Annotated in this window: 21 protein-coding genes, 1 pseudogene and 1 riboswitch; of the genes and pseudogenes, 17 read left to right on the forward strand and 5 right to left on the reverse strand. The window is 70.8% G+C overall.

Annotation, left to right across the window (positions count from 1 at the left end; translation table 11 throughout):
* Positions 1-5: 5 nt before the first annotated feature.
* From E7742_RS05135 to E7742_RS05170, 8 genes are all read left to right on the forward strand, one after another.
* A complete protein-coding gene (locus tag E7742_RS05135; RefSeq protein ID WP_175420577.1) occupies positions 6-1,526 on the forward strand; it encodes a cobyric acid synthase in 1,521 nt (506 codons plus the stop codon).
* A gap of 77 nt (positions 1,527-1,603) precedes the next feature.
* Positions 1,604-2,848 (forward strand): serine hydrolase domain-containing protein, encoded by a 1,245-nt coding sequence (locus E7742_RS05140; protein ID WP_137797967.1) that lies wholly within the window; start codon positions 1,604-1,606, stop codon positions 2,846-2,848.
* A gap of 41 nt (positions 2,849-2,889) precedes the next feature.
* A complete protein-coding gene (locus E7742_RS05145) occupies positions 2,890-3,456 on the forward strand; it encodes an alpha/beta fold hydrolase (protein ID WP_137797968.1) in 567 nt (188 codons plus the stop codon).
* A 54-nt stretch (positions 3,457-3,510) separates the two neighbouring features.
* Positions 3,511-5,007, forward strand: a complete 1,497-nt coding sequence (locus E7742_RS05150) for a SulP family inorganic anion transporter (protein ID WP_137797969.1) — start codon at positions 3,511-3,513, stop codon at positions 5,005-5,007.
* 348 nt (positions 5,008-5,355) lie between these two features.
* Positions 5,356-6,369: an isopenicillin N synthase family dioxygenase gene (locus E7742_RS05155; protein ID WP_137797970.1), complete on the forward strand. Its 1,014-nt coding sequence runs from the start codon at positions 5,356-5,358 to the stop codon at positions 6,367-6,369.
* Between the two features lie 31 nt (positions 6,370-6,400).
* Positions 6,401-7,234, forward strand: coding sequence for a MetQ/NlpA family ABC transporter substrate-binding protein (locus tag E7742_RS05160; RefSeq protein WP_137797971.1), 834 nt, complete (start codon positions 6,401-6,403; stop codon positions 7,232-7,234).
* Positions 7,234-8,268 carry a methionine ABC transporter ATP-binding protein gene (locus E7742_RS05165; protein ID WP_137797972.1) on the forward strand — a complete coding sequence of 345 codons (1,035 nt, stop codon included), beginning with the start codon at positions 7,234-7,236 and terminating at the stop codon, positions 8,266-8,268. Before E7742_RS05160 ends, E7742_RS05165 begins: the two co-directional genes overlap by 1 nt.
* The gene (locus E7742_RS05170; protein WP_137797973.1) at positions 8,265-8,933 is read left to right on the forward strand and encodes a methionine ABC transporter permease; all 669 of its coding nucleotides are present in this window, start codon (positions 8,265-8,267) and stop codon (positions 8,931-8,933) included. Before E7742_RS05165 ends, E7742_RS05170 begins: the two co-directional genes overlap by 4 nt.
* A gap of 75 nt (positions 8,934-9,008) precedes the next feature.
* On the opposite strand, the gene E7742_RS05175 is transcribed toward E7742_RS05170, so the two are convergent.
* Positions 9,009-9,431: a VOC family protein gene (locus E7742_RS05175; RefSeq protein WP_137797974.1), complete on the reverse strand. Its 423-nt coding sequence runs from the start codon at positions 9,429-9,431 to the stop codon at positions 9,009-9,011.
* A gap of 108 nt (positions 9,432-9,539) precedes the next feature.
* Here E7742_RS05175 and E7742_RS05180 point away from each other — a divergent pair, with 108 nt between their 5' ends.
* Positions 9,540-10,592, forward strand: a complete 1,053-nt coding sequence (locus E7742_RS05180; protein ID WP_137797975.1) for a helix-turn-helix transcriptional regulator — start codon at positions 9,540-9,542, stop codon at positions 10,590-10,592.
* On the opposite strand, the gene E7742_RS05185 is transcribed toward E7742_RS05180, so the two are convergent.
* The 3 genes from E7742_RS05185 to E7742_RS05195 form a co-directional block, all read right to left on the reverse strand.
* Entirely contained in the window at positions 10,497-11,396 is a 900-nt protein-coding gene (locus E7742_RS05185; RefSeq protein ID WP_137797976.1) for an MOSC domain-containing protein, read from the reverse strand. The two genes, E7742_RS05180 and E7742_RS05185, sit on opposite strands and share 96 nt — an antisense overlap.
* Positions 11,397-11,471: 75 nt before the next feature.
* A complete protein-coding gene (gene mtr, locus E7742_RS05190) occupies positions 11,472-12,863 on the reverse strand; it encodes a mycothione reductase (RefSeq protein WP_137797977.1) in 1,392 nt (463 codons plus the stop codon).
* Positions 12,860-13,882: an alpha/beta hydrolase gene (locus E7742_RS05195; RefSeq protein ID WP_175420409.1), complete on the reverse strand. Its 1,023-nt coding sequence runs from the start codon at positions 13,880-13,882 to the stop codon at positions 12,860-12,862. Before E7742_RS05195 ends, mtr begins: the two co-directional genes overlap by 4 nt.
* A 177-nt stretch (positions 13,883-14,059) precedes the next feature.
* On the opposite strand from E7742_RS05195, the gene mqo reads away from it, so the two are divergent.
* The 8 genes and pseudogenes from mqo to E7742_RS05230 all read left to right on the forward strand — a co-directional run bounded on the left by mqo (position 14,060) and on the right by E7742_RS05230 (position 23,889).
* Positions 14,060-15,592 (forward strand): malate dehydrogenase (quinone), encoded by a 1,533-nt coding sequence (mqo, locus tag E7742_RS05200; protein WP_175420410.1) that lies wholly within the window; start codon positions 14,060-14,062, stop codon positions 15,590-15,592.
* 98 nt (positions 15,593-15,690) lie between these two features.
* Positions 15,691-15,805, forward strand: a riboswitch (cobalamin riboswitch).
* Positions 15,806-15,827: 22 nt separating this feature from the next.
* Positions 15,828-17,753 (forward strand): VWA domain-containing protein, encoded by a 1,926-nt coding sequence (locus E7742_RS05205; protein ID WP_137797980.1) that lies wholly within the window; start codon positions 15,828-15,830, stop codon positions 17,751-17,753.
* 28 nt (positions 17,754-17,781) lie between these two features.
* Complete coding sequence (gene cobO / locus E7742_RS05210) at positions 17,782-18,396, forward strand: cob(I)yrinic acid a,c-diamide adenosyltransferase (RefSeq protein WP_137797981.1); 615 nt, start codon at positions 17,782-17,784, stop codon at positions 18,394-18,396.
* Positions 18,390-19,775: a cobyrinate a,c-diamide synthase gene (locus E7742_RS05215; RefSeq protein ID WP_137797982.1), complete on the forward strand. Its 1,386-nt coding sequence runs from the start codon at positions 18,390-18,392 to the stop codon at positions 19,773-19,775. The genes cobO and E7742_RS05215 overlap by 7 nt, the downstream gene beginning before the upstream one ends.
* A 13-nt stretch (positions 19,776-19,788) precedes the next feature.
* A pseudogene (locus tag E7742_RS23445) lies at positions 19,789-20,100 on the forward strand (cobalamin biosynthesis protein); the annotation flags it as partial.
* A gap of 123 nt (positions 20,101-20,223) precedes the next feature.
* Positions 20,224-21,450 (forward strand): uroporphyrinogen-III C-methyltransferase, encoded by a 1,227-nt coding sequence (gene cobA / locus E7742_RS05220; RefSeq protein WP_175420578.1) that lies wholly within the window; start codon positions 20,224-20,226, stop codon positions 21,448-21,450.
* 86 nt (positions 21,451-21,536) lie between these two features.
* Positions 21,537-22,943, forward strand: coding sequence for an MFS transporter (locus tag E7742_RS05225; RefSeq protein WP_254699268.1), 1,407 nt, complete (start codon positions 21,537-21,539; stop codon positions 22,941-22,943).
* Positions 22,944-23,016: 73 nt separating this feature from the next.
* Positions 23,017-23,889: a DMT family transporter gene (locus E7742_RS05230; RefSeq protein WP_137797985.1), complete on the forward strand. Its 873-nt coding sequence runs from the start codon at positions 23,017-23,019 to the stop codon at positions 23,887-23,889.
* Positions 23,890-23,956: 67 nt separating this feature from the next.
* On the opposite strand, the gene yaaA is transcribed toward E7742_RS05230, so the two are convergent.
* Complete coding sequence (yaaA, locus tag E7742_RS05235) at positions 23,957-24,700, reverse strand: peroxide stress protein YaaA (RefSeq protein WP_137797986.1); 744 nt, start codon at positions 24,698-24,700, stop codon at positions 23,957-23,959.
* Between the last annotated feature and the right edge of the window lie 91 nt (positions 24,701-24,791).

Raw genomic sequence — 24,791 nt, forward strand, 5'->3', positions numbered from 1 at the left:
CGGCGCTGCGCGGCGCACTGCTGGTCGCCGGCACCACGTCGGACGCCGGCAAGAGTGTCCTCGTCGCCGGTCTGTGCCGGATGCTCGCGCGACGCGGCGTGCGGGTGGCGCCATTCAAGGCGCAGAACATGTCGAACAACTCCGTCGTCACGCTCGACGGCGGGGAGATCGGCCGCGCGCAGGCGCTGCAGGCGCGCGCGTGTGGACTCGAACCCAGCGTGCGGTTCAACCCGGTGCTGCTCAAGCCGGGTGGTGATCGGACGTCGCAGCTGGTGGTGCGCGGCAGGGCCGTCACCACCGTCGGAGCCCGCGACTACATCACCCATCGGGAGTGGTTGCGCGAGATCGTCACCGCGGAACTCGCCGCGTTGCGCGACGAGTTCGATGTGGTGATCTGCGAGGGGGCCGGCTCGCCCGCCGAAATCAACCTGCGGGCCACCGACCTGGCGAACATGGGGCTGGCGCAGGCCGCACAGTTGCCGGTGCTGGTGGTCGGCGACATCGACCGTGGGGGAGTGCTGGCCCACCTCTTCGGCACCGTCGCGGTGCTCTCGCCCGCGGACCAGGCACTCATCGCCGGATTCGTGATCAACAAGTTCCGCGGCGACGTCGGCCTGCTCGAGCCCGGACTCGATCAGCTGCGCGCCCTCACCGGGCGTCCCACGCTCGGCGTGGTCCCGTTCGCCGAAGGGTTGTGGCTCGACGCCGAGGATTCGCTCGGCGTCGTGGGTGACGCGCCGGTCGGACGGCCCACCCCGCCGATCGGCGAGGAGTGGCTGCGCGTGGCCGCCATCCGACTGCCGCGGGTCTCGAACTCCACCGACGTCGAGGCGCTTGCGTGTGAGCCCGGGGTCTCGGTGCACTGGGTGACCGAACCCTCGCGGTTGGCCGATGCCGATCTCGTCGTGCTGCCCGGCAGCAAGTCCACCGTCACGGACCTGGACTGGTTGCGGCGCAGCGGGATCGGTGACGCGTTGATCCGCCGGGCGCAGGCAGGCGGAGCGATCCTCGGCATCTGCGGCGGCTACCAGATGCTCGGCCGCGTGATCGACGACGACGTCGAATCCGGCGCGGGCTCTGTGCAAGGTCTCGATCTGCTGGATCTCGAGATCGAGTTCGGCTCCGACAAGGTACTCGCCCAGGTCGACGGCGACGCCTGGGGAATCCCGGTGCGCGGCTACGAGATCCACCACGGACGCGTGCGGCGCACCGGCGACGCACCGCTGCTGACCGACGCCGCCGGGACGAAGGAGGGCAGCGTGCGCGGCAGTGTGCGCGGCACCCACTGGCACGGGCTGCTCGAGAACGACGACTTCCGACGACGGCTGCTCACCGAGGTGGCGGAGACGGCTGGACGCGCCGGCTTCGTCGTCGCGCCGGACACCGATGTCGCCCGGGTGCGCGAGGCCCAGCTGGATCTGCTGGCAGACCTGGTGGAACGGCACCTCGACGTCGACGCCGTCCTCGCGATCGTCGGCGGCGGGTCGCCGGTGGGTCTGCCCACGATCGCGTCGCGGCTGCTCTGAACGGATTCGCCGCGCGGGGTGGACGGTTCGCCTAGTGTTCGAAGCCGACGACCGTCGGCCGAATCGGAGGAGGCGCCGTGCGAACTGCCCTGCGGAGGACCGATGCCGCCCGCCTGATCGCCGGCGCCGCGGCGGCCGCGCTGGTGCTCGCGGGCTGCACCTCGAACCAGTCCGAAACCTCGCCCACCTCCTCGACCGCGGCAGCCGAGACGTCGACGGCGGCACTGCAGAAGGTCGACCTCGCGGCGCTGGACGGGATCGTCAAGCGGGTCGCGGAGAACCTGCAGATCCCGGGTGCCGTCGCGATCCTCGAGACCCCCGACGGGCGCCAGACGGTCAAGTACGGCACCGGCACCCGCGATCAGGATGCGCCGGTCGATCCCACCGAGCACATCCGGATCGGCTCCAACACCAAGACCATGACCGGCACCGTGATCCTGCAACTCGTCCAGGAGGGGAAGATCGCGCTCGCCGATCCGGTGTCCAAGTTCCGCCCGGACGTGCCGAACGGCGACGGCATCACCATCGAACAGCTACTCGACATGCGCAGCGGGCTGTTCAACTATTCCGAGACCGCCGAGCTCAACGAGACCCTGGACCGGGATCCGCAGAAGCAGTGGAAGCCCGAGGAGTTGCTGACGCTGGCGTTCGCGAACCCGCCCTACTTCCCGCCGGGACAGGGCTACCACTACTCCAACACCAACACCGTGCTGCTCGGACTGATCGCGGAGAATCTCGACGGCAAACCGCTGACACAGATCTTCCAGTCGCGCCTGTACGGCCCACTCGGTCTCAGCGGCACCACCTTCCCCGCCGCCGCCGACAGCTCACTTCCCGCGCCGCACCCGCAGGGCTACATGTTCGGAACCAACATGGACACGCTCACCGATCCGGCGCTGCCCGAGCCCATGCAGGCCGCCGCCCGGAACGGCACCCTCGCGCCGAACGACGTCACCGACGTCAACCCGTCGTGGGCATGGGCGGCCGGCGCCGGCATCTCCACCGCGAACGATCTGGTGACCTGGGTGCAGGCGTTGGCGGGCGGCAGGCTGCTGGGCGCCGACCTGCAGGCGCAACGTCTGGCCAGCGTCCAGCCCACCGCCCCCGACAACGGCGCCGCCCAATACGGTTGGGGCATAGCCAAGATGGGGCCGATGTTCGGTCACACCGGCGAGCTGCCCGGCTTCAACTCGTTCATGGGCCACGACCCGGACAACAAGGTCACGCTGGTGGTGTGGGCAAACCTGGCTCCCGCCGCGGACGGTCAGGATCCGGCGACGGCGATGGCCAAGGAGATCCTCGGGCAGGTCTACCCCACCTAGGCGTCCGGTTTCGTGACGTGGATCGCGTACCGTTTCCAGTCATGGAGCCGACGAGCGTGACCGTGGGAAGTGGGACCGTGACGGTCCGTATCGGGGGACCGGAAAGTCGGCACACGGTGCTGCTCCTGCCCGACGCGGGCGCACCCGCCGACGTCTTCGACCCCGTCTGCGCCCGCCTGCACGACTCGGATCTGCGCACCGTCGTCCCCGAGAGCATCGACGGGCTCGACGAGCCCACGGTGATCGCGCTGCTGGACGAGCTGAAGCTGCCGTGGGTCAACCTGGTCGGTGCCGGGGCGGGCGCCGAACTCGCGTGGCAGCTGGCCGCCAAGACCTTCGGACGATTCGCGAGTCTCATCGTGGCCGACCGCGGACACCCGGCGGTGCCCGGAGTGGACGGAGCCGTCCTCGACGCGGCTTGCCCCGCCGTCGAACTGCCCACCACCGTCCTCGTCGGCAGCTCGCTGGGGCGTCCGTGCGCCGACGCGAGCGGCCGCTACGCGTACTCGGAACTGCGGATCGTCCAGCTCGACGGCATCGACGACATCCCCGCCAAGGCGGCCGCCGAGTTGGCGACCGAGATCGTGCTGCGCACCGGGTCCTGGTAGGTCCGCGCGTCGGCCGATGACGGTCCCCGAGCGCGCACTCCCTAGACTCGCCCGGTGCCCGACACCCTCACCAGCGCGGCCGACGTCACGTCCGTCCGCGCCGCACTGCGCTCTCCCCGCCGCCTGACGACCGAGGCCCTCGCCGGCCTGGTGACCGCGCTGGCGCTCATCCCCGAGGTCATCTCGTTCGCGGTGATCGCCGGCGTCGATCCCAAGGTGGCGCTGTACACGTCGTGCATCATGGCGATGGCGATCGCGTTCGTGGGGGGCCGGCCGGCGATGGTGTCGGCGGCGGCCGGGGCGACCGCACTGGTGATCGCGCCGCTGGTCTCGGCGCACGGCATCGACTACCTCATCGCCGCGGTCTGGTTGGCCGCCGCGCTACAGATCCTCTTCGCGGTGGCCGGGCTCGCGCGGCTGGTGCGGTTCATCCCCAGATCTGTGATGATCGGGTTCGTCAACGCCCTCGCCATCCTCATCTTCAGCGCCCAACTCCGGCACCTGATCGACGTTCCGTGGCTGGTCTACCCGCTGGTCGTCGCGGGCCTCGCGATGATCGTGATCGTCCCCAAACTGACCCGGGCGATTCCCGCGCCGCTCGTCGCGATCGTCGTCCTCACCGGCGCGGTGGCGCTGTTCGGTTTCGACGTGCCCGACGTCTCCGACCAGGGGGAACTCCCGTCGGGACTGCCCACGTGGATGCTCCCGGACGTGCCGCTCACGTGGGAGACGCTCACGATCATCGCGCCGTTCGCGCTCGGTCTCGCGCTCGTCGGACTCCTCGAATCGCTACTCACCGCCAAGCTCGTCGACGACATCACCGACACGCCGTCGAACAAGACTCGGGAGGCGTGGGGGCAGGGCGTGGCGAATGCCGCGGGCGCCCTCTTCGGCGGCATGGGCGGCTGCGCCATGATCGGCCAGACCATGATCAACGTGAAGGAAGGGCGGGCCCGCACCCGGATCTCCACCTTCCTGGCCGGCGCGTTTCTGCTGGTGCTGTGCGTGACCGTCGGGGCCGTGGTCGGAGCCGTTCCGATGGCGTCGCTGGTGGCGGTCATGCTGGTGATCGCGGTGACCACGTTCGACTGGCACAGTGTCGCACCGCGGACCCTGCGCCTGATGCCGCGCAGCGAGACGGCGGTCATGGTGGTCACCGTGGTCGGGACGCTCGCGACCCACAACCTGGCGATCGGTGTCGTACTCGGGGTGCTGACCGCGATGGTGGCGTTCGCCCGGCGGGTGGCGCACCTTACCCGCGTCGACGTCGTCGACGAGGTCCGGGACGGCACCGCGGAGCGCACGTACCGCGTGTCCGGCGAACTGTTCTGGGCGTCGAGCAACGACCTGATCCACCGGTTCGACTACGCCGACGATCCCGACGCGGTGGTGATCGATCTGACGGAGGCCGACGTGTGGGACGCCTCCACGGTCGCGACGCTCGACGCCGTCCAGGCCAAGTACGCCGCCCGCGGCAAACGCGTGCGGGTGATCGGCCTCGACGGCGCCAGTCTGCACCGACTCGAAAAGCTGTCCGGACGCCTCGGCTGAGGGACGGGGAGACCGTTCGTCTCACGGACGTCGCCGTTCGTCGTCGTGCGTATACGTGCGATTTGAACTCTCCGCCGCGACCGCGCTAGCCTCCCTCTCACCGGCGTCCCGAACGGGAACGCCGATCGATCTCGTCCGGGAAGGTCTCCGATGCGCGGCCCTGCAGCAACCGTCGCCACGATGCTCATGCGTGGTGGTTGTTGTCGCATGCGTCGGCGCTGAGACGAGAAATCCTGCGCGACGGCACGTTTCGTACCGTCCCGCCTTCCCTCGCACTGTCCCCCCATCGGGCACCCACTCGTCGCAGCGCTGATTCTCCGCAGGTGCCCGTGGGGAAAGGACCGTTCCATGCCCGCTCAGACGCTCCCGATCATCGATCTGGAGAACCTCGACGTCGACGCACTCCGGCAGGTGACGCACGAGATCGGCTTCTTCTACCTGACCGGTCACGGCATCGATCAGCAGCTCACCGACCACCTGGTCGCGGCGGCGCGCGAGTTCTTCGCGCTGCCGGAGGCGGACAAGCTCGCGATCGAGAACAGCAACTCGCCGCACTTCCGCGGTTACACCCGGGTCGGTGGCGAGCGGACACAGGGTCACGTCGACTGGCGCGAGCAGCTCGACATCGGGCCCGAGCGCGCCGCCATCGAGCCGATCGACCCCTCCCGCCCGTGGGACGTGCTGCACGGGCCGAACCTGTGGCCCGCGGCCGTGCCGCGGCTGCGGGAGCTGGCGCTGGAGTGGTCGAGCCAGGCGCAGGACGCGGGCCTGCGGCTGATCCGCGGCTGGGCGCGGTCGCTCGGCGCGCCGGCCGACTTCTTCGATGCCGCCTTCGCCGACCCGGATCCGCTGCTCAAGATCGCGCGATACCCCGGCCACGACGGCTCCGTCACCGACCAGGGCGTCGGCAGCCACAAGGACGTCGGCGCGCTGACCTTGCTCTACCCCGAACCGGACAGCGCCGGTTTCCAGGTGGAAACGGTCGGTCCGGCAGGGGAGACCGGCTGGCTCGACGTCGCTCCGATCCCCGGGCACCTGCTGGTCAACATCGGTGAACTGCTCGAGGTCGCCACCGGCGGCTACCTCAAGGCGACCGTGCACCGCGTGCTGCCACCCGCCGCCGGCACGGACCGGGTCTCACTGCCGTTCTTCCTCAATCCCGGCTACGACCAGGCGCTGCCGACGGTGCCGCTCTCGCCCGAGCTGGCCGCCGAGGCTGCCGGTGTCGGGCCGGACCAGCACGGCGGGACGCTGCACGCGCGCTACGGACTCAATGCCCTCAAGTCGCGCCTCCGGGCGCACCCCAACGTCACCGAGCGGTATCACCGCAACCTGCTCGACCTGCCTGCCCTGCGCGGCTGACCGACCCCACAACCCCGGAAGGGATCTTTCAATGTTCTTGCGCCGCACTGCTGTTCTTTCTGCTGCCGCCCTGCTCTCGGTCGGATTGGCCGCCTGCTCGTCGGACGGTGACGGGGAGACGCTGGTGATCTCCGCGTCGAGCACCCCGCACGTCGAGATTCTCGAGCACATCGCCGACTCCGGTGTCCTCGGCGACGTCAAGCTCGACATCAAGCCGGTCACCGGCGAGATCGACCCCAACGAGCTGCTGGTCGCGGGCGACGTGCAGGCCAACTACTTCCAGCACGCCCCCTACCTTACGGACTGGCAGAAGCAGAAGGGCGTGACCGATCTCGTCTCGGTGGCCGACGTCCACCTCGAGCCGATGGGCCTGTACTCGGAGAAGATCACCGCCGTCGACCAGCTCGCCGACGGGTCCACCATCGCGCTGCCCAAGGACACCACCAACTTCGCCCGCGGCCTTTACCTCCTCGAGTCGGCCGGGCTGCTCCAGATGGACAAGCCGTTCGCCGACGCCGACCTGTCGGTGGTCACGCAGGCCAACATCAAGACGAACCCCAAGAACTTGAAGTTCGTCGAGATCGAGCGTTCGCAGCTCGCCCGCAACCTCGGTGACCCGCAGATCACCGCCGCGGTCATCAACTCCAACTACGCGATCGAGGCCGGACTGGTGCCGGCGGACGACGCGCTGCTGTCGGAGAAGGTCGAGAACAACCCCTTCGCGAACCTGCTGGTCGTCCGTGCCGCGGACGAGAACGATCCCGGTGTGCAGGCGCTGGCCGAGGCGCTCGAGTCGCCGGAGACCGCCACCTGGATCCAGGAGAACTACTCCGGCTCCGTCGTCCCGGTCCACGCGGCCAGCTGATGATCACCGTCGAGAACCTGGTCAAGACCTTCCCCGCCGCGGGCGGCGCGGGGGAGGTCTCGGCGCTGCGCGGCATCGACCTCGAGATCGCCGACGGCGAGATCTTCGGGATCGTCGGACCGTCGGGGGCCGGCAAGTCGACGCTCCTGCGGTGCCTGAATCTGCTCGAGCAGCCCACGAGCGGCCGCATCGTCCTGCGTGGCGACGACCTGTCGCAGCTCTCCGGCGCGGCGCTGCGGCAGGCCCGCCGCCGCATCGGCACCGTCTTTCAGCAGTTCAACCTGCTGCACTCGCGGACCGTGCGAGCCAACGTGGAGTTCCCGCTCGAGCTGGCCGGCCTGGACCGCCGAGAGCGCCGGGCCCGCGCCGACGAGTTGATCGCGCTCGTCGGCCTCGCCGGCAAGGAGAAGGCGTTCCCGTCGCAGCTGTCGGGCGGTCAGCAGCAGCGCGTCGGCATCGCCCGCGCGCTGGCGTCCCAGCCGGACGTGCTGCTGTGCGACGAGGCGACCAGCGCGCTCGATCCCGACACGACCGATCAGGTGCTCGACCTGCTCGCCGAGCTCAACCGCCGGATCGGCGTCACGGTCGTCCTCATCACCCACGAGCTGGGGGTGCTGCGGCGCATCTGCACATCCGCGGCCCGGATCGACGACGGCCGAATCGCCGAGAGCGGCCGGATCCTCGACCTCGTCGGTACCCCCGACTCGGTGTTGGGCGCGGCGATCGTCCCGGTCGGGGACGATCCCTCCGCGGGTGACGGCGCCGACACCGCGCTCGTGACGACCATCGGCGACGAGGCCCACGGCCCCTGGCTCGCGCAGCTGGTCCGCAAGCTCGACGTCGACATCTCCGTCGTCGGCGGCAGCGTCGAACAGGTCGCCGGTGTCACCGTGGGACGGCTGCGGCTGCGGTTCGCCCCGGACGTGAACCGGGCCGACGTCGAGGCGTTCGTCGCCGCGCAGCCGGGCACCACCCTGGCCTGGGGTGGCGGACCGGAAACACCCGCCGCACTGACGCAGGAGGTGACCGCATGAAAAAGCTGTCCTGGCAGGACTCGCTGCCGGAGGTGTGGGAAGCGACGCTGGACACCCTCTACATGGTGGGCATCTCCTTCGTCCTCACGGTGATCGGCGGCGTGCTGCTCGGCGTGGTCCTGCACGTGACCTCGCCCAGTGGGCTGTGGCCGCAGCGAGCCGTCAACTCCGTGCTGGGCGCGATCGTCAACCTCTTCCGCTCGCTGCCGTTCCTCATCCTGATGATCGCGCTGATCGGCACGACGCGGATGATCGTCGGCACCGCGATCGGTCCGACGGCCGCGATCGTGCCGCTGACGATCGGCGCGATCCCGTTCTACGCACGCGTCGTCGAGTCGGCGCTGCGTGAGGTCCCCGTCGGCCGTGTGGAGGCGGCCCAGGCGATGGGCGCGAGCAACGGGCAGATCGTGCGGAAAGTGCTGTTGCCGGAATCTGTTTCGGCCCTGATCGCCGGTGCGACACTGACGGCCGTGCTGCTCGTCGGCTACTCCGCGATGGCCGGCGTCATCGGCGGCGGGGGACTGGGCGACTTCGCGATCGTCTACGGCTACCAGCGGTTCAACACACCGGTCCTGCTGGTCGCGGTCGTCGTGTTGATCGTCCTGGTGCAGATCCTGCAGTCCATCGGCGACGGCGCCGTGCGCGCGCTGAAGCACCGGAAGTAGGGCTCCACCCGTACTGGACCCCGGACATCGAGCGTGAAGGATCCCCGTCGGACGGGAATCCTTCACGCTCGGGCGTCAGGCCTCCCAGACGGCCTCGACGTCGAGAACCCAAGTGACCCCGTATCGGTCGGTCAGCATCCCGTACAGCGGCGCCCACTGCGCGGGGGCGAGCGGCGCGTGGATCGTCGCGCCGTCGGCCAGTCCGCTCCAGTAGCCGGCGATCTCGTCGGCGTCGGCGCCGCGGACCGACACGAAGAACGGGATGGTGCCGGCCGCCCACTCCGTGTGGGACGGGACGTCGTAGGCCATGATGCGGAACCCGTTGTCGGACAAAACCTGTCCCCACATCACGTGCTTCGCCTCGGACGGATCGGTGACGTTCTGGGCGTCGGCGTAGGTGATGACCACGAGTTCTCCACCGAACACGGATCGGTAGAACTCCAGCGCGGTTCGGGCGTCGCCGCGGAAGTTGAGGTGGGGGGTGACGTTGACGGTCATGGCGTCGTTTCTCCTTGCGCTCGGTGCACCGGCGTCTGCCGGCGTCGACGACCACGCTCGCAGCAGTAGCGGTCAGTTCCTGTCCGCTTCCTCGGATACCGTCGAGGCATGTCGACAGCCACCTCGCGTTCGCTGCTCCTGCTGTCGCTGTTGCAGGCGCGCCGGGAGTGGTCCGGCCCCGTCCTGGCAGTCCGGTTGGCGGTGAGTCCGCGCACGGTGCGTCGCGACGTGGACCGGCTGCGGGAGATGGGATACCGCATCGTCGCGCTCAAGGGCCCCGACGGTGGGTACCGGCTCGAGGCGGGGTCCGAGCTGCCCCCGCTGCTGTTCGACGACGAGCAGGCCGTGGCGCTCGCACTGGCGCTGCAGACGGTCGCGGCGACCGGGGCCGACGTCGGCGCCGCCGCCGAACGGGCACTCGCGACCGTGCGTCAGGTCCTGCCGTCACGGTTGCGGCATCGCATCGGTTCGGTTCGGATCACCGCGGTGGGGGACACCGGCGTGGCGGCGGGGGTCGATCCGGCGGTGCTCGCCTCGCTGAGCGCGGCGGCGTCCGAACGGGTGGTGCTGCGCTTCGACTACACCACCTCGGCGGGGCGCGTCGAGCGGCGCCGGATCGAGCCGCACCACGTCGTGACGGTCTCGGGCCGGTGGTATCTGGTGGGCTGGGACTGCGATCGGGACGACTGGCGGATCTTCCGGGCGGACCGCATCGAACCGCGCGTGCCGACGGGCCCCACCTTCGCGCGACGCACACTGCCGAGCAGCGACGTGCGGTCCTTCGTGTCCGCGCGATTCAGAGGGGCGGCCGGGGACGGGAGCTGGCCGTGCGTCGGCGAGGTGATCCTGCGTCTGCCCGCGGCCCGGGTCGCCCCGTTCGTCGACGCCGGCACGGCGGTCGAGGACCTCGGTGACGGGCGCTGCCGAATGGTCGGCGGTTCGTGGTCGTGGGAGTCGCTGGCGGCGGCAACCGGGCGATTCGATGCCGACATCGAGGTCGTGGCTCCGCCGGCGCTGCGCGCCGCCTTCGCGACGCTGGCGCAGCGGTTCGCGGAGGCCGCGCGGTCAGACGGCGGCGGGAGCCCGGGTGATGCCGACGACGTCACCGAGCCCGACCGGTCCGGGCACGAGCACGTCCGCGTAGACCCCGAGAGCCGGTAGATCCGCGGTGCCGTACCCGACCGAAACCCGGTGTGCCGCAGCGATCGTCTTCAGCATCCGGCGCTCGGCCGGCAGCTCCTGGTGCGCCAGGTTCACCATGCCGCAGCGTCCGGTCGGCATCCGAACCGCCGTCTCGGCCGCGCCCAGGCGAAGGCGCGACTCCACCCACTCGTCCTCGACCCATCCGGCGTCCCACTCGGGTGGGCCGACGACCACGTTCGGCCGGAAGCGGCGAACCTCTGCACGACCGGAACCCGGGGCGACGGCATTGAGGCTGGACGTGGTGAGCACATGCAACGGCGCCAGGTCGTAGAACCGCTCGTGCGCACCGCCCGTGGGGACCGCACCCACCGGGACGTCGGATTCCGGATCCTGGTCCGTGCGGCGGGAGGACGCCGCCACCGCGTCCTCCATCCCGACCCGGGCCTCCGCCACCCACTCCATCTCCATGACCCGCGACGTGCCCTGCGGTGACCGCAGGGACACGGGGCGTCCGACGAGGGCGGTCAGCTCGGCCGCCGTCCGGGGATCGTCACCGCGCACAACGGTGCCGCCGGGCAGCGTGATCTCGAGCGCGGCCGGATCTCCGACGGCGGTGTCGTCCAGTAGCCGCGCGCTGCACGCGAGCAGCGGACTCCACAACCGAGCGCGCTTGGCGCTGGCCACGTGACCCGTCCCGTCGTCGACGACCGCCCACACGTGGTCACCGCGGATGCCGTCCGGGTCGATCACCGCGGTGTCGAGGCGCTCACCGCCGAACGACTTGACCGGATACCGCCAGAGTTCGGTGACCGTGTGCCCCATTACGTCCGCCTCCGAAGAACGACTCCATTCGAGAGCGGACACTAGTGGGCAACCGCGTCGTTTTGTCCGGAACGCTCAGATCTGCAGTCCCAGCAGCGCGTTCTCGACCACCTCGGCGAGGGCGGGATGGATCCAGTACTGCCCGGTGGCCATGTCGTGCGCCGACAGCCCGAAGCTCATCGCCTGGATCAGCGGCTGGATCACGGTCGAGGCCTGCGCGCCGATGACGTGCGCACCCAGCAGTCGCCCGGTGCCGCGCTCGGCGATCACCTTGCAGAAGCCCTCGTCGTCCTCCATCGCCCAGCCGTACGCGACGTCGCCGTAGTTCTGCACCTTGACGGTGATGTCGAGTCCGGCCTCGCGGGCCTGCTCCTCGGTCATCCCGACGTCGGCGATCTGGGGGTCGGTGAACACCGCCGCCGGCACGAACCGGTGGTCGGTACGGCGCAAACGGGAGAGCGAGTGGCCCGCACCGTCGTTCCAGGCGTCGTGGAGCAGATTGTGCTGCACCACCCGCATCTCGTGATTGGCGACGTGCTTGAGCTGGTACGGCGAGGAGACGTCGCCGAGCGCGAAGACGCCCTCCGCGGTGGTGCGCTGGTACTCGTCGACGAGCACCCGACCGGACTCGTCGACGGAGACGCCCCCGAGGGCCGCGTCCAGCCGATCGCCGTTGGGGATCCGCCCGGTCGCCACCAGCAGCTCGTCGCCGGCGACGACGGTGCCGTCGGCGAGTTCGATCTCGATGCCGGTACCCGCCGCGCGCGCCGCCAGCATCGGGTTGCCCAGGTGCACGTCCCACTTGCGCTGCGCCAGTTCGGTGAACCATTCCGAGACCTCGCGGTCGAGGTGACGCAGCAGCCGTTCGCTGCGGGCGATGATCGACACGTGCACGCCGAGCGCCGAGAAGACGTGCGCGAATTCCGCTGCGATGAAACCGGATCCGAGAATCACCAGGCGCCGGGGCAACTCCGGCAGCCGCATGATGTCGTCGTTGGTGTGGTAGCGGATGCCGGAGTCGACGATCTCGCCGGGAATCGCCGGCCGGGACCCGGCGGCGATCACCACCTGGTCGGCGGTGATCACCTCACCGGTCCCCGTGTCGATCGTCCGCGGCCCGACGAATCGGGCGTGGCCGCGGTACACCGTCACGTCGGCGCAGTCCTCGGTCCGGTAGCGCTCGCCGCCGGCGGAGATCGGGTCGATCCGTCCGAACACCCGCTTGACGATGTCGGGCCAGCGGACGTCGTCGAGCGTCGCGTCGATGCCGAGCTTGGAGGACTCGGTGATCGTCCGCGCCATGTCGGCGGTGTAGACGAACATCTTGGTGGGGATGCAGCCCACGTTGAGGCACGTGCCGCCGAAGGTGCCCTCCTCGAGGATCGCGACCTTCTTCCCGTCGTAGCGCTCGTCGAGGATCGAGTTGCCCGATCCGCTGCCGATGATGGCGATGTCGAAGTGGCTCACGCGGATGCTCCTGTCGGTCGGTCGTTGTCGAGATGATGTGCGTCGAGCCAGGCCAGCCACAGATCCACCTCGCGGAACGCCTCCGCGAGCGGCTTCGCGGTGGACAGGAACACGTCGTGGCGGGCGCCGTCGATGGGGACGATCGTGGTGCGGTTGCCGAGGCATCCGGCCCACCGGGCGATCTGGTCGACGTCGAGGACGGCGTCGGCCTCGTCGACCGACGGGTTGTAGCGCGAGGCGAACACGGTCCGCTTCGACCGCAGGATCAGCGACGGCACACCGATGTCGAGCCCGTGGTGCAACTCGGCGTGCCCACGCCGGATCGCGCGCAGCCACCCGAACCGGACCGGGAAGCCGGTCAGCGGCTTCCAGTCGAGGTCGTACTCCCACTGCCCGTTGGAGCCGACGTGCAGGCTCGCGCCGTACGTGTCGAGTTTCTGCCCGGGGATCGGCGTCTTGCTCGACACCCGTCCCAGCGCGTCGATGGCCGCGGTGGTGCCCGCGCTGCGCAACAGACCCGGGCCCTGCAGGTCGAACCACGGGCTGTTGAGGATCAGGCCGGCCACGCCCGCGCCCGCGGAGCCGCCCGGCCGGCGTTCGAGCCGGTCGAGCCACAGCGGGAGGATCAGGCCGCCGGTGGAGTGGGCGACCAGCAGCACCTGGCCGCCGCCGATCTGTTCACGGACCAGGCGCAGCGCCTCGTCGAGTTCGGTGTCGTACAGCCGCAGGTCCGTCACGAAGTGCGGGGTCTGCCCGGGACGCCGGGAACGACCGCATTTGCGCAGGTCGAGGGCGAAGAACGAATACCCCTGTTCGGCGAAGTGCTCGGCCAGGTGTTGCTGGAAGAAGTAGTCGGTGAATCCGTGGACGTACAGGACCGCCCGGTCCCCGGTCATCTCGCCGGGCTGGTAGCGGACCAGTGTGGCCGCGACTTCCCCTTCTCCGTCGGGATCGGCCCCGAGCGGGATCGTCAGCTGCTGGTATCCATCGCCGAGGACGTCGGGAACCCAAGTAGTCACGATCACACTCTATTGGCCGAACAGAGTCGTTTGCGAGGGGCACAATTAGGGGAGGTGACGCACAGGTAACCTAAGCCCGACAGGCACGCGAAGTGCGGTCTGTGCACGCGATGTCTCGGATCGGACGATGCGTGCGAATCAGGTCGCGTGTGAACAGACAAGGAAGTCGATTCTCCAGTGTCAGACCAGAATGTAGTGGCGAAGACCGATGTAGTGCTCGTGGGTGCGGGCATCATGAGCGCAACGCTCGGCGCGATCCTGCGTCAGCTGCAGCCCGACTGGTCGATCACCACCTTCGAACGACTCGACGCGGCTGCCGCCGAGAGCAGTGACCCCTGGAACAACGCCGGAACCGGTCACTCCGCGCTGTGCGAGCTCAACTACACCCCGGCCAAGGGCGATGGCGTCGACATCAGCAAGGCCGTCAACGTCAACGAGCAGTTCCAGGTCTCCCGGCAGTTCTGGGCCTACGCCGTCGACAACGGGATCCTCACCGATCCCAAGGAGTTCATCAACCCGATTCCGCACGTCAGCTTCGTGCACGGGGCCGACAACGTGAAGTACCTGCGCGCCCGCTACGACGCGCTCGCCGGCCACCCGCTGTTCGCCGGGATGGAGTACTCCGAGTCCGCGGACTTCTTCACCGAGCGCCTCCCGCTCATGGCCAAGGGCCGCGACTTCTCCGACCCGGTCGCGCTCAACTGGACCGAGGCCGGCACCGACGTCGACTTCGGCGCACTCACCAAGCAGCTCCTCGGCTACGTCGGCGCGTCCGGCGGCCAGGTGTACTTCGGCCACGATGTCCGCAACCTCACCAAGCAGTCCGACGGCAGCTGGCTGGTCAAGGCCGAGAACCTGCGCACCGGCGTCAAGAAGACCGTCAACGCCCGGTTCGTGTTCGTCGGCGCCGGCGGCGGTGCCCTGCACCTGCTGCAGAAGTCGGGCATCAAGGAGGCCAAGGGCTTCGGCGGCTTCCCGGTCAGCGGCCAGTTCCTGCGCTGCACCAACCCCGAGCTCATCGCCCAGCACCGCGCCAAGGTGTACGGCAAGGCCGCGGTCGGTGCCCCCCCGATGTCGGTGCCGCACCTCGACACCCGCGTGATCAACGGCCGCCAGGGGCTGCTGTTCGGCCCGTACGCCGGGTGGTCGCCCAAGTTCCTCAAGAACGGCAAGGTCACCGACCTGCCCGGTTCGGTCAAGCCCAACAACCTCATGTCGATGCTCGGCGTGGGCGTCACGGAGCTCGGCCTGACCAAGTACCTCATCGGTGAGCTGATGCAGTCGTCCGGCGACCGCATCCAGACGCTGCGCGAGTTCGTGCCCCGCGCCACCGGCGGCGACTGGGAGCTCATCACCGCCGGTCAGCGCGTCCAGGTGATCCGCAAGAAGGGCAGCGGCGGCGTCCTGGAGTTCGGTACCGCCGTCGTCAACGCCGAGGACGGCACCGTCGCCGGTCTGCTCGGTGCCTCGCCCGGCGCGTCCACCGCGGTGCCCGCGATGCTCGACGTGCTGCAGCGGTGCTTCCCCCGCGAGTTCGAGGCGTGGAAGCCGAAGCTGCAGCAGATGGTCCCGTCGCTGGGCCTCAAGCTGTCGGACAACCCGGATCTGTTCCAGCAGGTCTGGGACTGGAGCAGCCGCTCGCTGCAGCTCGGCTCGGGCCGTCCCGCGGCGCACGCCGGCGACCGCGTCGTCGAATCCGCGACCGTCTGACGAACCCCTCACACTGCCGCGGCCCCGGGCTTCCGGGGCCGCGGCAGTGTGCTGTGACGGCGGCACGGTAAGGTGCTGCAACTGAAGAAACGTCTGCGGGGAAGTCCTGTGAGAATCAGGCGCGGTCCCGCCACTGTGAGGGCGATCGATCCGGTCGACCCGAAGCCAGAATGCCGCGGCGTTTCGCTTGGCCAAGCTCTCGGCGAGGAAACCGAGACGTGAAGGGATTCGACCGTTGCGTCACAGTCATCAGCCCACACCCGAACCGTCGGGGTTTCCGTTCAGTGCGATCGTCGGTCAGGATCGGCTCCGGCTGGCGCTGATCCTGTGCGCCGTCCACCCCGCGATCGGCGGCGTGCTGGTGCGGGGCGAGAAGGGCACCGCGAAGTCCACCGTCGTCCGGGCGCTCACCGCGCTGCTGCCGGAGGTGGAGGCCGCCGGCGAGCGGCGGCGGGCCCGGCTCGTCGAGCTGCCCGTGGGTGCGACCGAGGACCGGGTGGTCGGCTCGATCGACCTCGAGAAGGTGCTCCGCGACGGCGAACGCGCCTTCCAGCCCGGACTGCTGGCCGACGCGCACCAGGGCGTGCTCTACGTCGACGAGGTCAACCTGCTGCACGACCATCTCGTCGACGTCCTGCTCGACGCCGCCGCGATGGGGCGTGTGCACGTCGAACGTGACGGTGTCTCGCATTCGCACCCGGCGCGATTCGTGCTCGTCGGCACCATGAACCCCGAGGAGGGCGAACTGCGCCCGCAGCTGCTGGACCGCTTCGGGTTGGCCGTCGACGTCGCCGCCTCCCGGGAGGTGGACGTGCGCATGCAGGTGGTCCGTCGGCGCCTCGACTACGAGCGCGACCCCGACGGTTTCGCGGCCCGGTACGCCGAGGCCGACGCCGACCTGGCCCGCCGCATCGCCGCCGCCCGCGCCGCCGTCGAGGCGGTGGAGCTGTCCGACACCGAGCTGCGCCGAATCGCGTCGGTGTGCGCGTCGTTCGACGTCGAGGGCATGCGCGCCGACCTGGTGCTGGCGCGCACCGCCACCGCACACGCCGCGTGGCGCGGCGCGGACGCGGTCACCGAGGAGGACGTTCGCATCGCCGCGGAACTGACGCTGCCGCACCGCCGTCGGCGCGATCCCTTCGACGAACCCGGCCTCGACCCCGAGCAGCTCGACGACGCGATGGACCAGGCCGACGCCGACGCCCGCGCCCACGAGGACCCCGAACCCGACCCCGACGGTCCCGGTCCGGGCGGGCCCGGCGGCGAAACCCCCGACCAGGCACCCGACGCGCCGAAAAACACCTCATCCGAGCAGGATTCGTCCGAACCGGGTGCACGGCCCGGCGGCGAACGGGCCGCCGGAGCGCCGGGGCCGCAGTTCCGGGCCCGGCTGCTCGAGATCCCCGGTGTCGGTGACGGCGCCCCCGGCCGGCGCTCGCGGGCCCGGTCGAGCCGCGGCCGCGCGGTCCGGGCGACGACCGGGCGCGGCAACGGGGTGCACCTGGTGAGCACGTTGTTCGCCGCGGCCGAGCACCAGGTCGACCGGGGCCGGGTCGGCGGCCCGATGATCCTGGCGCCCAGCGACGTTCGGGGTGCGGTCCGGGAGGGGCGGGAGGGCAACCTGGTGCTGTTCGTCGTCGACGCGTCCGGTTCGATGGCCGCGCGCGACCGCCTGTCCGCGGTGACCGGGGCCGTCGTCTCGCTGCTGCGCGACGCCTACCAGCGCCGCGACAAGGTCGCGGTGATCACCGTGCGCGGCACCGCTGCCGAGCTGGTGTTGCCGCCCACGGCGTCGGTGGACGTCGCGGTGCGCCGCCTGCGGTCCATGCGGACCGGTGGACGCACACCGCTCGCCGAGGGATTCCTGCGCGCCCGGGACGTCGTGCTGCGCGAGCGGGTGCGCGATCCGCGTCGGCGCCCCCTCGTCGTGTCGCTCACCGACGGCCGCGCGACCGGGGGACCGGACGCCGTGTCACGCGCCAGGCGGGCGGCGCACCTGCTCGCCGAGACCGGTGCGGGCTCCATCGTCGTCGACTGCGAGACCGGGATGGTCCGGCTGGGCCTGGCCGCCGAACTGGCCCGGGCGTTGCACGGCGGCCACGTGCGCCTCGCGGAGCTGTCCGCCCAGCAGGTCGCCGGCGTCGTCCGCGCGGCTGCCTGAGAACACCTGCCCGAGAAAGGGATTGCAGATGCCGCAGGGCGTACCCGAGAACGTGCCGGCCGACGGGCTCACCACCCGCCAGCGCCGCAACCAGCCGGTCCTCGCAGTCCACACCGGACCGGGGAAGGGTAAGTCGACCGCGGCCTTCGGCATGGCGCTGCGGGCCTGGAACCAGGGGTTCGACATCGGCGTGTTCCAGTTCGTCAAGAGCGCCAAGTGGAAGGTGGGCGAGGAGGCCACGTTCCGCGCGCTCGGCGAACTGCACGAGAGCAGTGGTGTCGGCGGCCCGGTGAGCTGGCACAAGATGGGCGAGGGCTGGTCGTGGACCCGCAAGCACGGGACCGAGGAGGACCATGCCGCCGCGGCCCTCGAAGGTTGGCGGGAGATCGCGCGGCGACTGGCCGCCCAGACGCACCGGTTCTACGTGCTCGACGAATTCACCTACCCGCTCAAGTGGGGCTGGGTGGACACCGACGAGGTGGTCGAGGTGCTGCGCAACCGGCCCGGCAACCAGCACGTGGTCGTCACCGGCCGGGATGCCCCCCGGGCGCTCGTCGCCGCGGCGGACCTGGTGACTGAGATGACCAAGATCAGGCATCCGATGGACGCGGGGCGCAAGGGCCAACGCGGGATCGAATGGTGAGGTCCACCCCGGCCGTCGTGATCGCGGCGCCCGCGTCGGGCAGCGGCAAGACCACCGTCGCCACCGGGCTCGTCGGGGCGCTGCGCGCCGCTGGTGACCGGGTCGCGCCGTTCAAGGTTGGCCCCGACTACATCGATCCCGGCTACCACGCGCTCGCGGCGGGCCGCCCCGGACGCAACCTCGACACCGTGCTGGTCGGCGCGGACCGGATCGGGCCGCTGTTCCGGCACGGCAGCGACGACTGCGACGTCGCGGTGGTCGAGGGCGTGATGGGACTGTTCGACGGCAAGATCGACCCGGGATCCACCGAGCCGTCGGCGGAGGGATCGACCGCGCAGGTCGCCGCCGCGCTGGGGGCACCGGTGGTCCTGGTGATCGACGCCCGCGGGCACAGCCAGAGCCTGGCCGCCGTCCTGCACGGTTTCGCCACGTACGACGCGGCGGTGCGTATCGGTGGGGTGATCCTCAACCGGGTCGGCAGCGCGCGGCACGAGCGGGTGCTGCGGCAGGCGTGCGATCGGGTCGGGTTGCCGGTCCTGGGATCGGTGCCGCGACTGGCCGAGCTCGAGGTGCCGTCGCGGCACCTGGGCCTGGTACCCGCCGTCGAGCACGGACGCGCCGCGCTCGACGCCGTCGCCGCCATGACCGAACTGGCTGCGGCGCATCTGGATCTGCCCGCGATCCGGGCCCTCGCGCGCTCGTCGGTGGGCGAGGCCGGGTGGGACCCGAGCGCCGAGGTGGGGTCGGTGCCCGCCGGGCCACGCCCGCGCATCGCGCTCGCCGGCGGGGTCGCGTTCACCTTCGGCTACGCGGAGCACCGTGAACTACTCGAGGCCGCGGGCGCCGACGTGGTGACGTTCGACCCGCTGCAGGACGAACTGCCTTCCGGGACAACCGGCCTGGTACTGCCGGGCGGCTTCCCCGAGGAGCACGCGGTGGCACTGTCGGCGAACAGGCCGCTGCTCGGGCAGGTGCGGACCCTGGCGTTGGACGGCGCCCCCATCCACGCCGAGTGCGCCGGCCTGCTGTACCTCACCCGCAGCCTCGACGGGCACCCCATGGCCGGGGTGATCGACGTCGACGCCCGCTTCGGGTCGCGGCTGACCCTGGGATACCGCGAGGCCGTCGCCGTCTCCGACTCGGTGCTCTTCGACGCCGGAACCCGGGTGACGGGACACGAATTCCACCGCACCGCACTGGCAGTCGCTTCCGCGGACCGCTTCGCCCCGGCCTGGGGTTGGCGCGCGTGGGACGCCGGGGCCACGCGGGAAGGCTTCGTCGGCGGGACCGCGGGGACCGTGCACGCGTCGTACCTGCACACCCATCCCGCCGGAAACCCGCAATCCGTCCGCCGATTCGTGGCGGCCGCCCGTGGCTGACCTGTGCGTCGGCGTGGGCGCCGGTCGGGGAGTGGACGCTGCCGACATCGTCGCCGCGGTCCGCGCGATCGCCGGTGACCGGACCGTCGCGGTACTGGCGACGTTGGACCGCAAGGCCGCCCAGGCGCCGTTCGTGGCCGCAGCGAAAACCCTCGGGGCGCAGCTGATCGGGTACACCGCCGCCGAACTGGCGGAAGTGGAGGTCCCGAACCCCGCCGACGGCGTCGCGCGCGCGGTCGGGACGCCCAGCGTCGCCGAGGCGGCGGCCGTCCTCGCCACCGGCGGCGGGCCGCTGGTCGCGGCGAAGACGGTGACGAACGGCGTCACCGCCGCCGCCTCCATCGGCGGCACCGCCGCCGCCTCCATTGGCGGCACCGCCGCCGACGCCCGTAGTGTTTCGGAATCTGTCGAGCGAGTATCCGCATGGATAGGAAGAACGGGGAGACGAGTGTCTGCTTCCGCCGGTGACGAGACCAGCTATTTGGTCGGACTCAACCTGACGGACCGTCGTGTCGTGGTGGTCGGTGGCGGCACCGTCGCGCAGCGCCGGCTGGGCCTGTTGGTCGCCTCCGGCGCCCGGGTCCACCTCGTCAGCCGCGAGGTGACACCCGCGGTCGAAGGCATGGCGACCTCGGGCCTGATCACCCTGGAACTACGCGACTACCGGGACGGTGACCTCGACGGCGCCTGGTACGCGATCGCGTGCACCGACGAACCCGACACCAACGCGGCGATCGTCGCCGAAGCCGAGCGCAGCCGCATCTTCTGCGTGCGCGCCGACAACGCCCGTGAAGGCACCGCGGTCACCCCGGCCACCGGAAGCTACGAAGGACTGAGCATCGGCGTCCTGGCCGGCGGCGCACACCGTCGCTCGGCCGCGGTGCGGACCGCGCTGATCGAGGCCCTGCAGTCCGGTGCCGTCACCGACACCGACGAGGCCCCGGCGCCCGGCGTCGCGCTCGTCGGCGGCGGACCGGGCGACCCCGACCTCATCACCGTCCGCGGCCGCCGCCTGCTCGCGCGGGCCGACGTCGTCGTCGCCGACCGGCTCGCGCCGCCGGAGTTGCTCGCCGAACTGGGTCCGCACGTCGAGGTGATCGACGCCGCCAAGATCCCGTACGGACGCGCGATGGCGCAGGAGGCGATCAATGCCGCGCTGATCGACGGTGCGAAGGCGGGCAAATTCGTGGTCCGGCTCAAGGGCGGCGACCCGTACGTGTTCGGCCGCGGCTTCGAGGAACTCGAGGCGTGCGCGGCCGCGGGTGTCCCGGTGACCGTCGTCCCCGGCATCACCAGCGCGATCTCGGTGCCGTCCGCGGCCGGGATCCCCGTCACCCACCGCGGAGTCACCCACGAGTTCGTCGTGGTGAGCGGGCACGTCGCCCCCGACCACCCGGATTCGCTCGTCGACTGGGCGGCCCTCGCGAAGCTGCGCGGGACCATCGTGCTGCTCATGGCCGTCGAACGGATCGAGCAGTTCGCGAGCGTGCTCGTCGCGGGCGGCCGTCCGGCCGACACTCCGGTCACCGTGATCCAGGAAGGCACGCTGCGCACCCAGCGGGTGCTGCGGGCCGACCTCGCGACCGTCGCGGCGCGGGTGCGGGAGGAGAACATCCGCCCGCCCGCGATCGTGGTCGTCGGCACGGTGGCGGGTTTCTGCGCCGACGCTCGGTAACGTGAACTCTCGTGTCTGACTCCACCGCCGTGAAGTACCCCGTGACCACGCGGGCGTTCGGCCTCGCGATCATCGTTCTCAGCGGCATGCAGCTGATGATGGTGCTCGACGGCACCGTCGCCTCCCTCGCGCTCGCCAAGATCCAGGAAGATTTGGGCCTCAGCGATTCCGGCCGCAACTGGGTGATCACGTCGTACGCGCTCACGTTCGGTGGTCTGATGCTGCTCGGCGGTCGCGTCGGCGACGCGTTCGGGCGCAAACGCGTCTTCATCGGGGGCGTCGCACTGTTCACGCTCGCGTCGCTGCTGTGCGGGTTGGCCTTCAACGAGGCCACGCTCGTCGCCGCCCGCGCCCTGCAGGGTGTCGGCGCGGCCATCGCCTCGCCCACGGCACTCGCGCTGGTCGCGACGACGTTCGCGCCCGGCCCGGTCCGCAACCAGGCCATCGCGATCTTCGCGGCCATGACCGGCGTGGGATCGGTGACCGGGTTGATCATCGGGGGTGCGCTCACCGAGGTGTCGTGGCGGTGGATCTTCCTCATCAACGTCCCGATCGGCCTGGTGATCCTGGTGCTCGCGTTCCGCGCGCTCGAGGAGACCGGTGCCGAGCGACTCAAACTCGACGTTCCGGGGGCCGTCCTGGCCACCCTCGGCTGCACGGGGGTCGTGTACGGCTTCACGGAGGGTCCGGAGATGGGCTGGGGCAGCCCCGCGGTCCTGATCGGCCTGATCGGTGGGTTCGTCCTGCTGGTCGCGTTCCTCGCCGTCGAGCGCCGCGCCGACAACCCACTGCTGCCGTTCTCGCTGTTCCGCAACCGTAGCCGCGTCGCGACGTTCGTCTCGCTCGCGCTCGTCGGCATGGTGATGTTCTCGCTGGCCCCGTTCGTCGCGTTGTTCGTGCAGGACGTCCTCGCCTACACGCCGCTGCGGGCCGGCCTGGCGTTCGTGCCGTTCGCGTTCGGACTCGGCGCTGCCGCGTTCGTCGCGTCCAAGCTCGCGGTGAAGGTGGCGCCACGGTGGCTCGTCGTGACCGGCACGCTCATCACGTTCGTCGGCCTGCTGTACGGGTCGACGCTCGATGTGTCCGCGACCTACCTCGGCAACCTGTTCATGCTCGTCGTCGGTGTCGGCTTCGGTGTGGGCCTCGCGGTGGTGCCGCTGCCGCTGTGCGCCATCGCCGGTGTCGGCCCGCAGGAGATCGGCCCGCTGGCCGCGATCGCCCAGGTGGCGCAGGTCCTCTTCGGTCCCGTCGGTCTCGCGATCGTCGGCGCGATGGCGACGTCGAAGACGCTCTCGCTCGGCGGCGTGTCCGGGCTCCCCGCGGGTGAGATGAACCCGGCGCAACTGGACGCGCTGTCGAGCGGGTACACCTTCGCGCTGCTCGGCTGCGCGATCCTGGCCGCGCTCGCGGCGGTGGCCGCGTTGTTCATCCGGTTCACGCCCGCACAGGTCGCCCAGGCGCAGGCGGCGGAGAAGGCGGCGCAGCAGGCGTGACCGCCCGTGCGCATTTTCGGGAGCGGGAAGCACCGGAAGGGCGGACGGGTGCGGAGCGCCTTATCATTTCGCGGTGGCCGCCACTGTGCTCTCCGTCCTGCTCGCCGTCGGCTCGGCGCTGTGCATAGCGATCGGGAACGTGATGCGGCAGCGGGCGGCGGCGTCGGCTCCACTCGCGAAGTCCGTTCACGACCGTCGGTGGTGGGTCGGGGCGCTGGCCGGGGCGGGCGGCTACGCGCTGCAGGCCGCCGCACTCGGGGTCGGCTCACTGCTGCTCGTCCAGCCGCTGCTCGTGCTGTCGCTGATGTTCGCGCTGCCGCTCGGCGCGCGCGTGTCCGGCCGGGCGGTGCGTCCCGCCGATTGGTGGTGGGCGGCGATCCTCACCGTCTCCGTCGCAGTGCTCGTCGTCGTCGGTGATCCCCGTCCCGGAGAGGTTCGAGCCGAGACCTGGCACTGGGCGATCGTCGTCCTGGTGGGGCTACCGGCCCTGGCGCTGTGCCTACTCGGGGCGCGGAGTGGCCCGCCGGCCCGCCGCGCGCTGCTGCTCGGACTCGCCGGTGGTGCACTGTTCGGGGTGGGCGCGGTCCTGACCAAGTCCGTGGTGCATCTGCTCGCTCGTGGACCCGTCCCGCTGTTGACGTCGCTCGAGCTCTACGTGCTGGTCGTGGTGTTCGCAGCGGCCGTCGTGTTGCAGCAGCTCGCGTTCGGCGCGGGAGAACTGCAGGCGTCGTTGCCCGCGACCACGGTGACCGAGCCGGCCGTCGCCACCGTCCTCGGATTCGTCGTCCTCGGTGAGTATCTCGACGTCGACGGGCGGATGGGCGTCCTGCTCGTCGGGGCGCTCGCAGCAACGGCGGCGGCCGTCGTGGCGCTGGCGCGCAGCTCCGCCGGACCGGAGCGAACCGTCGGCGCACCCGAGGCGGATCCCGCCGCCCCGCGCACCTGAATCTTCACGGTTTCGAAGCGGCGCGGCGGCGTCGGTGCTGGGTCGGGCACGCTCTTTCGCGTAGCCGTCAGGTCAGGATGATCAGTTCGGTGTCCGACGCGATCTCCACGCGCAGCCCCGCCTTCGAGGCCACCCGCGCGACCCCCTTGACGTCGGTGGGCTCGGCGCGGGACACGGTGAGCGCCCGGGCCAGCAGCCCCTTGTGGTGCTTGTTGAAGTGGCTCACCACCTTCCGCGAACCGTCCGGTTGTTCGGTGAGGACGGTCGCGACCACCGCGTCCGGGACCGGACCCAGTTGCTGGTACGTGCCCGACCGCAGGTCCACCACGAGGCCGCCGTCGGCCTCGCTCCGCAACGCGTCCGTCAGTTCCGGCTTCCACAGCGCCTGCAGCGTGCCGAAACCGGGCAGTTTGGAGCCTCCGGACAGTCGGTACGCGGGAATGGGGTCCCCGGCCCGGACCGCGCCGAACAGTGCCGACCCCATCGCCACGCGGCGGAAGGCCTTCTCGCGCTGCACCTTGGTGAACGAGGTCGCGTCGAGCGCGTCGAACAGCACGCCGGTGTACCGCTCGAGCGCCGGGCGGGTCGGCGAGACCCACAACTTGGCGTTGCGCTCGATCTCGTCGGCCTGCTTGGGGCCGAGGCCCAGCGCCAGACTCGAGGCCTCGGTGTCGGCCGCCAGGTCGACGAGCGCGGTCACCAGCAGCTCGCGGGTTTCGGTCAGTTGCGGCATCGACAGCTCGCCCAGATCGAGCGGCGCGCCCTTTCCGCCGTCGGATTTCGTTTCGGAAGGGGGGAGTAGCACCAGCACGATCGTCCACCGTACCGGGCGGCCCCCACCCGGCCGTGGGGCACAGCCGCGCCGACGGCTGCCCAGGGTCGGTCTTCGCACCTCAACCGAC

This window comes from Rhodococcus sp. SGAir0479, from assembly GCF_005484805.1.
Taxonomy (GTDB): Bacteria; Actinomycetota; Actinomycetes; order Mycobacteriales; family Mycobacteriaceae; genus Prescottella.